The sequence below is a fragment of the Duganella sp. FT27W genome (genome assembly GCF_009295655.1).
GTDB classification, from domain to species: Bacteria; Pseudomonadota; Gammaproteobacteria; order Burkholderiales; family Burkholderiaceae_D; genus Rugamonas; species Rugamonas zoogloeoides.
In genome coordinates this window covers 224,065-238,549 of sequence record NZ_WHIV01000005.1, presented here as the reverse complement: position 1 = coordinate 238,549, position 14,485 = coordinate 224,065, and the positions used below count along the sequence as shown (strand labels likewise).

General features: G+C 57.0%; 13 protein-coding genes. 3 read left to right on the top strand and 10 right to left on the bottom strand.

The genetic code is table 11. From position 1 onward, the window contains the following. Positions 1-15 precede the first annotated feature (15 nt). The 5 genes from lpxC to F8197_RS23075 all read right to left on the bottom strand — a co-directional run bounded on the left by lpxC (position 16) and on the right by F8197_RS23075 (position 4,669). A complete protein-coding gene (gene lpxC / locus F8197_RS23095) occupies positions 16-951 on the bottom strand; it encodes a UDP-3-O-acyl-N-acetylglucosamine deacetylase (RefSeq protein WP_152883897.1) in 936 nt (311 codons plus the stop codon). Between the two features lie 42 nt (positions 952-993). Next, positions 994-1,836 (bottom strand): DMT family transporter, encoded by an 843-nt coding sequence (locus F8197_RS23090; protein WP_152883895.1) that lies wholly within the window; start codon positions 1,834-1,836, stop codon positions 994-996. Between the two features lie 209 nt (positions 1,837-2,045). Next, positions 2,046-3,374 carry a type II toxin-antitoxin system HipA family toxin gene (locus tag F8197_RS29490; protein WP_373996955.1) on the bottom strand — a complete coding sequence of 443 codons (1,329 nt, stop codon included), beginning with the start codon at positions 3,372-3,374 and terminating at the stop codon, positions 2,046-2,048. Beyond that, positions 3,375-3,833 carry an XRE family transcriptional regulator gene (locus F8197_RS23080; protein WP_373996954.1) on the bottom strand — a complete coding sequence of 153 codons (459 nt, stop codon included), beginning with the start codon at positions 3,831-3,833 and terminating at the stop codon, positions 3,375-3,377. Between the two features lie 68 nt (positions 3,834-3,901). Continuing rightward, entirely contained in the window at positions 3,902-4,669 is a 768-nt protein-coding gene (locus tag F8197_RS23075) for a helix-turn-helix transcriptional regulator (RefSeq protein ID WP_152883894.1), read from the bottom strand. A gap of 94 nt (positions 4,670-4,763) precedes the next feature. On the opposite strand from F8197_RS23075, the gene F8197_RS23070 reads away from it, so the two are divergent. The 3 genes from F8197_RS23070 (at position 4,764) to F8197_RS23060 (ending at position 6,953) form a co-directional block, all read left to right on the top strand. Beyond that, entirely contained in the window at positions 4,764-5,534 is a 771-nt protein-coding gene (locus F8197_RS23070; RefSeq protein WP_152883892.1) for a class I SAM-dependent methyltransferase, read from the top strand. Positions 5,535-5,604: 70 nt separating this feature from the next. After that, positions 5,605-6,060, top strand: a complete 456-nt coding sequence (locus F8197_RS23065; protein ID WP_152883890.1) for a DUF2628 domain-containing protein — start codon at positions 5,605-5,607, stop codon at positions 6,058-6,060. A 143-nt stretch (positions 6,061-6,203) separates the two neighbouring features. Beyond that, entirely contained in the window at positions 6,204-6,953 is a 750-nt protein-coding gene (locus tag F8197_RS23060; RefSeq protein WP_229214519.1) for a nucleotidyltransferase domain-containing protein, read from the top strand. Positions 6,954-7,572: 619 nt separating this feature from the next. On the opposite strand, the gene F8197_RS23055 is transcribed toward F8197_RS23060, so the two are convergent. The 5 genes from F8197_RS23055 to F8197_RS23035 form a co-directional block, all read right to left on the bottom strand. Beyond that, positions 7,573-9,585 carry an NACHT domain-containing protein gene (locus F8197_RS23055; RefSeq protein WP_152883887.1) on the bottom strand — a complete coding sequence of 671 codons (2,013 nt, stop codon included), beginning with the start codon at positions 9,583-9,585 and terminating at the stop codon, positions 7,573-7,575. Positions 9,586-10,244: 659 nt separating this feature from the next. Then, positions 10,245-10,748, bottom strand: a complete 504-nt coding sequence (locus tag F8197_RS23050; RefSeq protein ID WP_152883886.1) for a peroxiredoxin — start codon at positions 10,746-10,748, stop codon at positions 10,245-10,247. Between the two features lie 225 nt (positions 10,749-10,973). Next, a complete protein-coding gene (gene ftsZ, locus F8197_RS23045; RefSeq protein ID WP_019921437.1) occupies positions 10,974-12,191 on the bottom strand; it encodes a cell division protein FtsZ in 1,218 nt (405 codons plus the stop codon). Between the two features lie 178 nt (positions 12,192-12,369). After that, complete coding sequence (gene ftsA, locus F8197_RS23040; RefSeq protein WP_152883884.1) at positions 12,370-13,602, bottom strand: cell division protein FtsA; 1,233 nt, start codon at positions 13,600-13,602, stop codon at positions 12,370-12,372. A 55-nt stretch (positions 13,603-13,657) separates the two neighbouring features. Further along, positions 13,658-14,482: a cell division protein FtsQ/DivIB gene (locus tag F8197_RS23035; protein WP_152883882.1), complete on the bottom strand. Its 825-nt coding sequence runs from the start codon at positions 14,480-14,482 to the stop codon at positions 13,658-13,660. Between the last annotated feature and the right edge of the window lie 3 nt (positions 14,483-14,485).

Here is a 14,485-nt window from a genome sequence, read left to right as displayed (position 1 = left end):
GCGTCTAGATCGCCGCTAAATTTGCGTCCACTCGCTGGCCATTTGGCGGGCGTACGACTGCGGAGCGGCCTCAACCTTGTCGAACGTCACGATTTCATACGCATCGGGATGCTTGAGCAATTCCAGCAACAACTGGTTGTTCAGCGCATGCCCAGACTTGTGCGCCTCGTAACCGGCGATCAGCGGATGGCCTACCAGGTACAAGTCGCCGATGGCGTCCAGAATCTTGTGGCGCACGAACTCGTCGTCGTAGCGCAGCCCGTCCGAATTCAAGATGCGGTACTCGTCCATCACGATGGCGTTTTCCAGCGAACCGCCACGCGCCAGGCCGATGCCGCGCAACATTTCCACGTCCTGCATGAAGCCGAAGGTACGGGCCCGCGCCACGTCGTGCACGTACGAGACGTCGCCGAAATCGACCACGGCGCGCTGCTGCGTGCCATCGACGGCCGGATGGTTGAACTCGATGAAGAAATCGAGCTTGAAACCGTCATGCGGCACCAGGCGCGCCCATTTTTCGCGGTCACCCGTGCCTTCACGGATTTCCACCGGTTTTAATACGCGGATGAATTTCTTGGCGGCCGGCTGCTCCAGCACGCCCGCTTGTTGCAAAAGAAATACGAACGAGGAGGCCGAGCCGTCCATGATCGGAATTTCCTCGGCGCTCACTTCGATGTACAGGTTGTCGATGCCGAGGCCGGCGCAGGCCGACATCAAATGCTCGACCGTGGAGACGCGGGCGCCGTCCTTGACCAGCACCGACGCCATGCGCGTATCGCCGACCGCCATCGCGCTCGACGGGAACTCGACCATGGGCGAGAGATCGACGCGACGGAACACGATGCCGGTATCGGGTTCGGCCGGGCGCAGGGTCAGCTCGACCTTGCGTCCGGAATGCAGGCCCACGCCGGTGGTGCGGACCAGTTCTTTGATGGTGCGTTGTTTTAACATGGGCTGATTATATCCAAGTTGTCCGGCCGGGGTTGGCTAAGGCTACGGATGTTCCGACTCCTTGTGAACGGACTCGCGCCGCACCAGGTAGATACCGCTGGCAATGATGATACCCGCTCCCAGCAAGGTGTAGCCATCCGGCAGCGCCTGCCACAACAACCAGTCGATCGCCACGCCCCAGGCCAGCGCCGTGTACTCGAACGGCGCCACGATCGACGCCTTGCCGGTACTAAAGGCCTTGGTAATCGCCAGCTGGCCGAAAAAGCCCGACAGCGCCAGCGCCAGCAGCACCCAGCCGTCGGCCGCGCGCACCGGCACCCACACCGGCCAGGCCAGCGCCACGCCGCCGATCGCCATCAGGGTCAGCAGCCAGAACATCATCGACTCGGTACTGTCGGTGCGCGCGAGCAGCCGCGCCGTAATGGCCGACACCGCGTAGCACGCGGCCGCCGCCAGGATCGCCAGCCCGCCCAAGGTAAGGAAGCCGCTGCCTTCGGGGCGCAGCACCACCAGCACGCCAACCAGCCCAACCACGATGGCCACCCACTGGCCGGCCACCACGCGCTCCTTGAGCACGAACACCGACAGCATGGTGATGAGCGCAGGTGCGATAAAGAAGATCGAATACGCCTCGGCCAGCGACAGCGCCTTGAGGCCATACGCAAACGTGGTGAGCATGCCGATGCCGAGCAACGCGCGGAAAACGTGCATGCCCCAGCGCACCTTGAGAATGCCGCGAAACGCCCCGCGATACCAGATGTACACACACAGCAGCGGCAGCGAACTCAAGGCGCGCAAGGCGGTCACCTGGGTGGCGGGATACGTGGCCGATAACAGTTTCATGGTGGTGTCCATGAACGAAAACATCATCACGGCAGTCAGCATGGCGTAGATGCTGTGCAGGTTTTCCTTGCGGGAGATCGTGGAAGTGAAAGCGGAAGTCAGGGGAAGCTCCTTGCTACGCTGGCCCGGAGAGGGCCACTGGGAACGTCATCATGGCGACGTCCGGAGCCAGGACGGCGCGAGTTGGATCATGCGCGGTCGGCCATGATTATAGCAAGTTGACAATGGGTGTGCTGGTGGGCGAGGTTTGCCTACTCCCTCAATGGTGAGCGGCGTGCCCTGGGTGGCGTATCCGCATAGGCGTCGGTTCGGAAGCCTCGCCGCTGGGACAGCAGCGCCTCGCCATCGATGCGTTGGGCGAGCTCTTCGATGTCGGCAACGGACACACCATATGCCTGGAAGTGCTCTTTCCATCCATCCACGACGAGAATAACCTTTGCCACCTCGGCGCAGGCCTCGCGCGCGGTCAGGCCGAATAAGGCGTGCTGAGACATCGCATTCACGAGCGTCGAGTCACGGCCGTCTGCGCCAACACCGAGCTCCTGGTGCCCCTGTCCGGAATTTGTGGGAAGCACGTCGTAGGCAGGCGCCAGCGCGAGCCGGCGTACCCTGGCGGACGCGCCCTTCCCGGCAGGTTCGGGGATAACCAAGAGCGTATGGTTCTTTTCATGATCGTCGGTATTATCGATAAGGATATTGAACACCATGCGCCGAAATAACTCAGCCATTTCGCGCCTGTTTTCGCCATTCGCAGTCCTGCCGGATCGGCGCAGTAGTTGCGCCAGGTTCGGGTAGCTCAGGTCAGGTTCCTGGGTTGCGGTGACCAGCGCACGCAGGGCAGTGCCTGCCGAGATACAGTGGACACGCTGTGCGCCCTTGCGGTCGAATCGTCGCACCGCGATGGCGTTTTCCCCGGCGAGGGGCACCAGCCGGGTCTCGGCCACGGTAATGCCGGCTTTGCCGCAAAGCGTCATGGTGGCGTGCTCGATCAGAGGAACGTCCACCGGTTCGTTGTTGAAGAATTTAATGACCCACTGCTCTCCCCCAATTTCGATCAGCGCCTTTGGCTTGGCGCCGCCGAAGCTGCCGCCTGATGCGGCCATGCGCCCTTCCAGCTCGGTGATCGGTTCTTTGCCGCTGATTTTCGCGATAATCTCGCTGAGCTTTTGCGCGCTCTCGAGCCGAGGTAGCGGCCCGACGATGCGGGGCAAGTATGCGTCTTGGGAAGTGGAAACACCCAACGCGCCAAAGCGGTCGTCACCGGCGTAGTACAGGAACTCCATTAATGACGACCGGGCAGGCTTGTCGATGAATCGGATAACCCGCTCACCCCAGCGGTCCGGCCGGGCATCATCGACGGCGCCCGCAGCAACCTCCTTGGTGCGTGGCAAATGTTCGATATCGACCAATGGCAGGTCTTCGCTCAACGGAAAACCCGATGCCAACCATGTGGGCGCATAGGTCAACGAGACGCCCTTGCCCGCGGTCACCAGGTTCAAGGTACCGACGAGACGGGGGTTGTCGGGCTCTTCAATAAACCAGAGATAAAGCTCGTTAGAAACAAGCTGATGGGTTGCCACCTAAGCCTCCTTGGCTTCCTTGCGTTTCTGGCGCGTTTGTGCAGACGCCTGGGCGCGGGCTTTGCCGAGCGCTACCGCTTTTCTGACGTCGAGTTCCAGTGCTCCACGATCCTTGTCAGGAGAGGCCAGCTCCGCAAGTGCACCGTCGCGGCCGATCAACCACAGGGCTGTAGCATAAATTCCCATGCCAACGCCAGGCTCGCCGGCCTCCAGCCGCATCAGTGTGGGCACGGACACGCCCAGCCGGGACGCCCATGACACCAGTGACTCTTTGCGGCGCAGTCTTGCGACTGCCAGGTCCGCCCCCAGGCGCTCAAGTGCCGACAGCGTGGCGGGCGGGAGTTGCTGTAGGGCGATAGGTATCTTAGGCATAATAAAAAGAATAGTAAAAACAACTGTTTCGTACAAGTCTTTGTTAGTTTCCCGAATATTCGCTTGTCGACTGAAGTCAATATACACAAAGAATTACATGAAAATGCTATTTTCGTGCAATTCTTTATTTACCTGAGTGTGAATAATGGCTGCCGTTATGGCAGCAACATCACCAGCTTCAGATCATGCCGCTTGGCCAGATGCATAGTCACCTGCGTCAAGGCCAGCTCCCCCATCGCAGGATGCTGGAAGCGGCGCAGGCCGCCGTCGCGGGCTACCACGTCCTGCAAGGTCCAGAGAGCCTGGAACTCGGCACTGCCTTGCGACAGCTCGGCGATCAGGCCGGCGACGGCGGGCAGACCCGCGTGCTTGCCGATGTCGGCGCGGAACTCGGCCACCAGGCGGCTGGCGCGGTCGTCCCAGTCGACGATCAGGCCGCGCGCGGCAGCGCTGCGGAACATGAAGCGCAGCAGGTTCGGACGCAGCGGCGCATTGGCCTCGACATCGAGCCAGCCGCCGAACAGCGCCAGCGCGTCGGCGTTCCAGGCCAGCGCATCCCACTGGCGATCGAGCACATAGGCCGGGGCGTTGATCGCGTCCACCATCGCCTGCAATGGCTGCGCTTCTTCGTGCGTGGCGCTTGCTTGCGGGTCAATTCTATCGGCCAGGCTGAACAGATAACCGCGCTCGGCTGCGCTCAGTTGCAGCACGTCGGCCAGGCGCGCCAGCAGGTTGCTCGACGCGGACACATCCCTGCCCTGCTCGAGCCAGGTCAGCCAGGTAGGGCTGACGTCGCACAGCTGTGCCAGTTCCTCGCGCCGCAGGCCGGGCGTGCGGCGGCGGCCGCCCGCCGGCAAACCCGCCTGTTCGGGCGTGATGCGCTCGCGGTGGGCGCGGATGAAGTCGCCGAGATTATGTTGCATGGTAGTTCCTTATACCAGGATAAATCCTTGTCTTGTTACAGGATAGGAATCCACCTATTCTGCCCTGGCCGCCACCTTTTTTGGAGAAAATCTCATGCAGCAGCCAGCCCTCGTCGCCCAGCAGTTCGGCAACACCGCCAGCGCCTATTTGACCAGCGCGGTCCACGCGCAAGGCGCCGACCTGACCGCATTGCGCGACATCGCCGCCGGCTTGACCGGCAGCGCCAAGCTCCCCGTCGTGCTCGATCTCGGCTGCGGCGCCGGCCACGCCAGCTTCGCGGTGGCGCCGGTGGCCGAGTCGGTCACGGCGTTCGACCTGGCGCCGGAAATGCTGGCCGTGGTGGCCGGCGCCGCACGCGAACGGGGCCTGGCGCAGATCGTCACGCAGCAAGGCAACGTGGCCAGCCTGCCGTTTGCCGACGCGTCATTCTGCATGGTGATGACGCGTTTTTCCGCCCACCACTGGCTCGACGTGCCGGCCGCGCTGCGCGAAGTCAACCGCGTACTGAAGCCCGGCGGCGTGTTGGTCGTCATCGACATCACGGCGCCCGAATCACCTTTGCACGACACCACCTTGCAGGCAGTGGAATTGCTGCGCGACGGCTCGCACGTGCGCGACTACCGCGCCTCGGAATGGCTGCGCATGCTCGATGAGGCAGGCTTCGCGTGCAAGCGCGTGAGCGACTGGAAACTGCACATGCAATTCGACGAATGGACCGCACGCATGCGCACGCCAGCCGAACGCGTGACCGCGATCCGCAGCCTGCTACGCAACGCGCCGGCGGAGACGCGCGAGTATTTCGCGGTGCAGGACGATGACTCGTTCACCATCGATTCGACCCTGTTCAAGGCGTCATTGCGATGAGTTGCCATCCGTCAACACCCCTCCCTCGATTCGCTGGAATCATGGCCTTCCAACGTGAATCGGAGGAAATATGGATACGTGCCAGCAGTGCGGTTCCGGTATCAATGTCGTCAAGCCCGCATGCGGGACATGCGGTACGCCTATCCCGCGCACCGGTGAACAGCAGTCCGCTGCTGACCTGTCGCCAGCGTGGCGCGCCAGGTTTGCACTGATCGACAAAGCGGGCGGCCCGTCGCTGCCCGGTGTGAAAACCCTGCCAGTCAGTGAACGCTTCAAGCTGATGAACTGGTGGGCGCTGTTTTTCGGCGCGTTTTATTACATTGCGAAAGGGATGTGGAGAAAGGCGATCTCCCTGTCGGTAGCGTTATCCATCGCCTTTTTATTACTGGAGTTGTTCATGGCCGCTCTGGCGATGCCCGATGCTGGCAATGGGATTGCGACCGGCGCAGCAGCCGCTCTTTTCGGCATCCGCGCCAACATCGATTACTACAAAAAAATCGTGCTGCGGCAGAATGGCTGGTGGTAGCGAAATTAACGACTACCCGCCCGGAGGTTGATGTCGCCTCAAACCGCATATTAACGCTCTCGGCAGCACTAACCAAGGCGGCCCGGCTGCGATATAGTTGCGGAATGATTCCAACTGACATCCGTGAAGAAATACTGAGCCGCATGCGCCGTGCCGAAGCCGAGCATGGCGTGCGCATCCTGCTGGCGGTCGAATCCGGCAGCCGCGCCTGGGGCTTTGCCTCGCCCAACAGCGACTACGATGCGCGTTTTATTTATGTCCATCCGCAAGACTGGTACCTGTCGGTCGGGCTGGAGGAGCAGCGCGACGTGATCGAATATCCGATTGTCGATGATATCGATCTCAACGGTTGGGACTTGCGCAAGGCGCTGCGCCTGTTCGCGCGTTCCAACCCGGCGTTTGTCGAATGGATACAGTCGCCGATCATCTATGCCGAACACGGTCCGTTTGCTGCGGCGGCGCGCGCGCTGCTGCCGGACGTGTACTCGGGCGAGACCGGCATTTACCACTACCGCAGCATGGCCAAGACCAATTATCGCGGCTATCTGCAAAGCGACCTGGTGCCGCTGAAAAAATACTTTTACGTGCTGCGCCCGTTGCTGGCCGTGCGCTGGCTCGAGCGTTACGGTACAGCTGCGCCGATCGAGTTTGAAAAACTGCTGCACCTGGTCGCCGACCAGCCGCAACTGCTGGCCGACATCGATGCCCTGCTGGTGCAAAAGCGTGCGGCGCCGGAACTGGGTCTGGCGCCCGCCATTGCCAGCATCAACGCGTTTGTCGAAAGCGAACTGGCGCGACTGGAATCGATCAAACCAGCGCCGCACCAGCGCGGTGACATGGTGCCGGCGCTGAGTGACGTCTTCCGCAACTGCCTGCATCAGGCATGGTCGTAAACGCGTCCAGACTACGCGTTGCCGTGGCACAGCAATACGTTAACACTGTTCGCTACAGAGCCTGTAACGCCCCGCAGGTACTGCTCGACATAATCCAAATCTGCAGAGGCATTGCCTGAATTTTTCCCGGCGCCACAGCCTACACATCCACGACTTCGCCCCTCCCCCAAACCGGGCTGCGCGCCGCCCACCCATGCTGCTCCAATTAACTGGAGATACCACCATAAGCGAAACCATAGCCATCATCGCTCTTCCCATCAAAGGAGCGCCTACTACTGCTTTCGCACGGCGAGGACCTCGCCCAACGCACCAAACAAGAAGACATCGACACGCTATACCTTTGGTTTGTGCTGGTGACACCGATGAGCGGCAGCGCGCTGACCATGCTGAGCGAACTCGACCTTTATCCGTCCGGCCTGCAGTTTTTCAGCTTAATTTTTACAACCAGCTGGTGACCATGCAAAAAAAATCAACATCATAAAATTTAAACAAGCTAAGATAAATTTAATATTAAATTTTTTTATTATTTTTTAAAATTAATTTAGAAAAATTATCTTAAAAATACATGATCCGATATATCATAGTGTTATTAATTATCAGGCTATTGAAATTTAAATATTTACTTTAATTCAATAACATCTTTATTTTCAGACTTAACATCATTAGTTATCTTCGAAAGAAGATTTTTGGTGAAATGCGTTCGCGATTGCTCATCCGAAAAATTATCACAAAAATATTTACAAGCTTCAAAATCAACATTTAAACCCATAGGGCTTCGTAATAAAACTCGTGTTACAGCCTCAAAGTTCCCGGGCAAGTTCAAGACACTATTATTATTGTCGTTAACTTGCAAAGCAGACTTTTTTTTGCCTAAACCCTTTATAGGTCTCATTTTATCATCAGGAAAACACTTTGATTTATCTAAAACAAGAGGATCTTTCTTTGAAAATAAAATATCACCAATGATACACATATTATCAAAGAGTCTGATTACAACAAGTGGATCCTTCAGATTTGGTAATTTTACGTAAGACAGGGATATTTTAAAATTATATACCTCTCTCTTTCCACTGTGATCCTCTGTAATTTCCTCATCAGTAGGAAACGCTCCTTTCGCAATTACCACTCGCCCAGCAAATGCGCTAGATTTCCTCAATTCTATTTCATCAGCAGAGATGGAAGGAGGCAACCCCTTATACGTTACATTTCTATATTGCATCGCAGCTGTGGCAAAAGGTAAAGAAAAATATTTTCTAAAAGCGGGCTGATCCAAATCATAAACTTGATCTATTAAGTTGTAAAACTTATCTAGAATGTTTTCATTAAATATATGCTTAAAAACCTCACCCTGCTGTATTTTTCCTTCAGTGCAAATATACTGAGCCGCAAAATACTCGGCAAGCGATTTATGTGACCATTTATAAAATACACCATCTCGTGAAAATACTGGCACAGCACGTGTAAGATCTTCTAAAAAATCACTTTCAGAAAAATTTAATCCCACACATACGGATTTAGCTTCTCTTATCCATTCTAGGATTTTATCTTTATCCCCCTCAATTTCACCATTTAAAGTAGAAATAAATCCCATTACTCTTAGAACACGGTGGAAACTATCGAGATCTAGCTTTGACTTTTTTTCTCTTGTATTATAGCCATCTTTACTTGAATCATGCCAGTCAAACAATGCATCAAACACCTGTCGATAAAATATATGCTTTTTCTCTGGTACATTCTGCTTGTACTCGAAACAACGGTAGAGGAGTGTTGTTAGTAAAGGGTTTTCCAAAAACTCATGCACTGCGCGCAGCTCTTTTCCTTTAAGCCTAGCGATTAATTTCTCTGAACGAGTTCCATCTTTATCGTATTTTTTTATTAGAGCAAACGATTCAGATTTTTTTAAAGGTCGAATCCTAAATTGTGTAAAAGACGGAAAAGCCGCTAATCCGCTCTCGGCCCTCGATGTCAAAGCATAGCAATTTCTTGGATACGTTTCGACAAAATTTTTTACATCTTTGGTGACTGCTTCTCTGTCTTTAAACGGAATTTCATCATATCCATCAAAAAAGAATACCAACTCACCGTTCTTCAAAATTTCGGCTATGTTAGACGCAGTGAACTTCTTTGTTCCATCCAGTTGCTCATAATTGAGCTCACCCTGCAACAAATCTAAAATTGTTCGAGTTTGAGAAAGATGACGTAACTCTATAAAGACAGGTACAGCAAAATTCGACCTAATACATTGCACTAATAAATATCTCATCAAAGTACTCTTCCCCATTCCTGCGGTATCCGTTATGAGTACCCTCTTGCACTCAGGGATGAAGTTCATATGAAATTTATTAATGAATATTCCACTATCCTCGACCTCAGAAGCTGTTCTAATTACTGTAAGAGGGATATATAAATCTTCCAACGGGATCTGATTTTGAAAAACAAGAGTATTTAAAAAAGAGTGCCTTTCCAACTGTCGATCAATATAATCAACAAATTGATTTATGAAAATCCCTTTCACCTGATCTGTTACAGAAGAGATCCCCTTAAATGCAGCATTTATCACTGGCTTCACTAAGACAGCTAAAACCTCTTTTGTTGCCACTCCAGCAATATTAAGTGTGAGGGGATCAACCACAATTTTCTCCAATTATGAAATTATTTCATATGGTAAATACCGCATCTAAAATTGTCAACAAATTTGAGACTATCATAAATCTTAATATAGTCTCATAATCGCGAATTTTTTCACTAAATGATTTGACATCTCGTCTAATAAATAATGTAAACCTCGCCGTATTCTTCGTCAGATCGTGGCCGAACTTACAGCATAGATGTCGGCGGCATCACTACAGGAACATCGCCGAGTACACGTCGAAGCACCCTTGGAACGCTTTGGTGAACTGCAAAAATCAATAAAGCCGCAATGGCGTGGCCATTTCCGTATTACTAAGTCTTCGCAAGCATGCAGCGCCACTTCATGTTGCAACGGGGAGAACAGCAGAGTATCGACCGCGCCGGGGCAAGGCTGGACAGTGGTATCATCAATACGCCATTTGTGGCAATGGGTCTGCGATCTAAGGACAGCAGATATAGTCAGGTATGCGCCGTGCGCTGCGGCGTCATTGGATAGCGATAAAAACAGAGGCGGGACTAGTGACATCGAGTACTTGAATACCGTCAAAAACTAGGATTGCGACATTGCGTGGAGAGTTCATCGTCAGAATATATACGTCCGGATTATCCAAAAAAAACGGCGCCTCGGCGCCGTTTGTCATTGCTGCGAACTGAAGCCGGTTACACCTGGCCCAGCAACGTCTCCGCATTCGACACTTCGAACTTGCCGCCCTGCTCGATATTCAGCTGGGTGACTTTGCCGTCTTCCACCAGCAGCGAGTAGCGCTGCGAGCGGGTACCCATGCCGTGCTTGCTGAAGTCGGCGTCCAGGCCCAGCGCCTTGCTGTAGGCGGCGTTACCGTCGGCCATCATGCGGACGATGCCGGTGGCTTTCTGGTCGCGGCCCCAGGCGCCCATCACGAACGCGTCGTTGACCGAGATGCACCAGATTTCATCGACGCCCTTGGCTTTAAGTTCGTCCGCGTGCTGGACGTAACCTGGTACGTGCTGTGCCGAGCAGGTCGGCGTGTAGGCGCCCGGCAGGCCGAAGATGGCGATCTTCTTGCCCTTGACCAGGTCCTGCACGTTGAACACGTTCGGGCCCAGTGCGCAGCCTTCGGTTTCGGTTTCGATGAATTCGGCCAGGGTGCCTTCCGGCAGTTGATCGCCGATCTTGATGGTCATGGTGACTCCTTTATAAAATGTTGGAACGAAAAAAAGCCGCGACGCGCGCGGCTCTTCACGGCTAGCAACAGCCAGTATGCCTGAACCGCCGCGATCGTGCAGGCGACGGTTCAACCAAGGCCTAGAGCGCTTAACATAACCTTCAGGGCAAGGCGCAGCGACGAAGACAGTACGCATGTACGGCGAGGCGCTGCAACGAAGCCATGGAGGTTTTGTTACGCGCTCTTAATCGGCTTGCTTGCGCAGGAAGGCCGGGATGTCATAGGTCTCCATGCCATTCTTTTCCATCGCGCGCACTTGTTCCGAGGCCGACTCGCGGCGCCATACGGCTGGCGCCTTCATGCCGTCGAAACCGGCCGCGCCGGAACCCATCACGCCGGTCGCGCCCATCGACACATTGACCGCCGCGCCGCCCATGCCAGCCGATGGCATCATCGGGCTGTTGTGGGTGCCGGTGCGCAGCATTTGCTGCGGCACCAGTTGCACGTGCTTCTTGGTCTTGCCGAGGCCGGTGGCAACCACGGTCACGCGGATCTCGTCGCCCATCGAGTCGTCGTAGGCGATACCCTGGGCGATCGATGCATCCGGTGCGGCGAAGGCGCGCACGGCGGCCATGACTTCCTTGATCTCCTTACCTTTCAGGCCACGGCTGGCGGTCACATTGACCAGCACGCCGCGGGCGCCCGACAGGTCGACACCGTCGAGCAGCGGCGAGGCCACGGCCTGTTCGGCGGCGATGCGCGCGCGGTCCACGCCCGAGGCGGTCGCGGTGCCCATCATGGCCTTGCCCTGCTCGCCCATGATGGTTTTGACGTCGTTGAAGTCGACGTTGATGTGGCCCGGCACGTTGATGATCTCGGCGATACCGGCTACCGCGTTGTTCAGCACATCGTCGGCGTGTTGCAGCCACTCGATCAGCGATTCGTCTTCGTAGATCTCTTCGAGTTTTTCGTTGAGGATCACGATCAGCGAGTCGACATTGGCCGACAGCTGCTCCAGGCCTTCGTCGGCGATGTCCATGCACTTCTGGCCTTCGTGCGAGAACGGCTTGGAGACGACAGCCACGGTCAGCGCGCCCAGAGACTTGGCCACTTCGGCCACGATCGGTGCGGCGCCGGTACCGGTACCGCCGCCCATGCCGGCAGCGATGAAGACCATGTGCGCGCCACGCAGCGCGTCTTCGATGCGCGCGCGCGAATCTTCGGCCAGCTTGCGGCCGACTTCCGGCTTCATGCCGGCGCCCAGGCCGGTCTCGCCGATCTGGATGATGTTGTCCGCACGCGAGGTGGCCAGCGCCTGCGCATCGGTATTGGCGGCGATGAACTCCACGCCGGACATGCCCTTGTTGATCATGTGTTGAACCGCATTGCCACCTGCTCCGCCGACACCGACCACCTTGATGACGGTGCCCAAAGCTGCGTTATCGACCATATCGAACTCCATGATGTGCTCCCTATCAGTTTGCCGTTTCCAAGCGCCAGTCCTCATAGTAATAGGAGAACTGGAGATTGAAAACTGCGGATTAATTTAAATAATTTAGATGCTTACGTTTTCGTTCAGTTTTGTTCAACTGCATACTGCGTTCGTTCTGCTTTGTGCTACATATCCTGTACTGCCCTGCTTAAAAGTTCCCGAGGAACCACTCCTTCATGCGCTGCCATACCGCCTTCACCGAACCATCCTGGCGCGTGACGATGTGCCCGCGCAGGTACTGCTTTTTCGCTTCCAGCAGCAGGCCCAGCACCGTGGCGTAGCGCGGGCTGCGCACCACGTCGGCCAGCTGGCCCCGGTAGTCGGGCGTACCCAGGCGCGCAGGGCGCAGGAAGATGTCTTCCGCCATCTCCACCATGCCCGGCATGATGGCCGTGCCGCCGGTGAGGACGATGCCCGACGACAGCACGCCTTCGTAACCCGACTCGCGCACCACCTGGTGCACCATCGCAAACAGCTCTTCCACGCGCGGCTCGATCACGGCTGCCAGCGCCTGGCGCGACAGCGTGCGCGGACCACGGTCGCCCAGCCCAGGCACTTCCAGCGTTTCGCCCGGATCGGCCAGCACCTGCTTGGCCACGCCGAAGCGGATCTTGATCTCCTCCGCTTCCGCCGTGGGCGTGCGCAGCGCCATGGCGATGTCGTTGGTGATCTGGTCGCCTGCGATCGGGATCACCGCCGTGTGGCGGATCGCGCCGTCGGAGAACACCGCCACGTCGGTGGTGCCGCCGCCGATGTCGATCAGCACCACGCCCAGTTCTTTTTCATCGGTGGTCAGCACCGCGTCGGCCGAGGCCATCGGTTGCAAAATCAGGTCCGAAACTTCCAGCCCGCAACGACGCACGCACTTGACGATGTTTTGCACCGCAGACACGGCGCCGGTCACGATATGGACTTTGACTTCGAGACGGATGCCGCTCATGCCGATCGGCTCGCGCACATCTTCCTGGCTGTCGACAATGAACTCCTGCGGCACGGTGTGCAGCAATTGCTGATCAGTCGGAATGTTAACCGCCTTTGCCGTTTCGATGACGCGCGCTACGTCGGTGGCCGTTACTTCCTTTTCCTTGATGGCCACCATGCCGCTCGAATTGAAGCTGCGGATATGACTGCCAGCAATGCCCGCGTACACATTGCGGATCTTGCAGTCGGCCATGAGCTCGGCTTCTTCCAGCGCGCGCTGGATCGATTCGACGGTCGCTTCGATGTTGACCACCACGCCTTTTTTCAGGCCCCTCGATTCGTGCTGACCCAGCCCGATCACTTCGTGGCGTCCATCGCTCATCACCTCCGCCACCACGGCCACCACCTTGGAGGTGCCGATGTCGAGACCGACGATCAGGTTTTTCGCGTCTTTTGTCATGTGTTGCCTGCTCTGTTCTGCTTGATTGTTATCGTGGTTATTGTGCTGACCGTGCTTATCTTGTTACCGGCGCTGGCTTTTGCCCACCGCCCGTGGTCTTCTTCATCGCCTGCTTTTTCGGCCAGGCGCCGTCCTTCGGTATCTTCAATCCCCTGGCGCTCAGCGCCAGGCCGTTCTGGTAACGCATATCGATGGTCTCGATTTCCGGCAGGTGTTCCACCAGTTGCGGGTAGATACCCATCAGGCGCTCCACGCGCTCCTTCAACGTGGTGCTGGTCTGCTCGCGGCCCAGCGCCACGCTGGTGCCGTTGTCGAGCCTGACGGTCCACGCATAGCGCGAGGACAGCGACAGCGCTGCCGGCACCAGTTGCAGCGGCGCGAACCAGGTGCGCAGCTCGGCGTAACGCGCCAGTACGTCCTTCTCGCTGCCATCGGGGCCGTCGAATTCCGGCAACTCGTGATCCTCTTCCGCCTCGGCCAGGTTGGCGGTAAACACATCGCCCTTGGTCGAGAGCAGGCGGCCGTCCTCGCCCCACGTGCCCAGCGCCTCGTGCTCTTCCAGCGTGACGATCAGCTGGTCGGGCCACTCGCGGCGCACCGTTGCGCGGCGCACCCACGGCACCGCCTCGAACACCTGGCGCACCGAGTCCAGATTGGTGGTAAAGAAGTTGCCCCTCAGGCGCCACAGCGCGCTGTTGCGCAAGGTCAGCTGGTTCACGTGGCGCAGGCCGTCCTGGTCCATGCTCTCGATGCGGATCGCGCGCAGGTCGAACATCGGACGCTGTGCCACCCACCACACGCCGGCGCCGATGCATGCCAGCAGCGCGGCTGCGAACAGCGCGCTGGCGGTGGCATTCAAGGCTTTAGCGTCTTGCCACATCGT